This is a genomic window from Mesorhizobium sp. P3_A9 (assembly GCF_056402975.1).
On the sequence record NZ_JBFUGJ010000751.1, the window covers coordinates 1 to 892 of the forward strand.

Below are 892 nucleotides of genomic sequence, written 5' to 3' on the forward strand. Positions count from 1 at the left end.
GCGCGGGCCCGGCGTACAGCCTTGGAAACGGCCTGCACCGCCTCGCCCTGGCCAACGACACGCTTGCCGATCTCGTCTTCCATGCGCAGCAGCTTGTCGCGCTCGCCCTGCAGCATCTTGTCGACCGGAATGCCGGTCCAGCGCGAGACGATATGGGCGACGTGGTCGGGCGTGACCACTTCTTCGACCATGCCGACCTTGCCGTCCTGGGCTTCGGCCTCCTTCAGCTTCTTTTCCAGTTCCGGGATCTTGCCATAGGCAAGCTCGCCGGCGCGCTGGAACTCACCCTTGCGCTGGGCAATGGCGAGGTCGTTGCGTGCCTCGTCGAGCTGCTTCTTCAAGTCGGCGGCGAGCCCGAGCTTCTGCTTCTCGGCCTGCCACTTCGTGGTGATCTCGGTCGATTCCTCCTCGAGGCCGACAAGTTCCTTTTCCAGCCGGGCGAGCCGGTCCTTCGAAGCCTCGTCCGTCTCGACCTTCAGCGCCTCGCGCTCGATCTTGAGCTGCATGATGCGGCGGTCGATCTCGTCCAGTGCCTCGGGCTTGGAATCGACCTGCATCCTGAGCCGCGACGCGGCCTCGTCGACCAGGTCGATCGCCTTGTCGGGCAGGAAGCGGTCGGCGATGTAGCGGTTGGACAGCRTCGCCGCCGCCACCAGCGCCGAGTCGGAGATACGCACCTTGTGGTGCTGCTCATACTTCTCCTTCAGGCCGCGCAGGATCGAAACGGTGTCCTCCACCGTCGGCTCGTCGACGAAGACCGGCTGGAAACGGCGGGCAAGTGCCGCGTCCTTCTCGACATGTTTTCTGTACTCATCGAGCGTGGTCGCACCGACGCAGTGCAGTTCGCCGCGCGCCAGCGCCGGCTTCAACAGGTTCGACGCATCCATCGCGC

Annotated in this window: 1 pseudogene; it reads right to left on the reverse strand. The window is 65.0% G+C overall.

The window, feature by feature from the left end:
• Positions 1-892 (reverse strand): annotated as a pseudogene (locus tag AC1DX0_RS36515) (ATP-dependent chaperone ClpB); the annotation flags it as partial.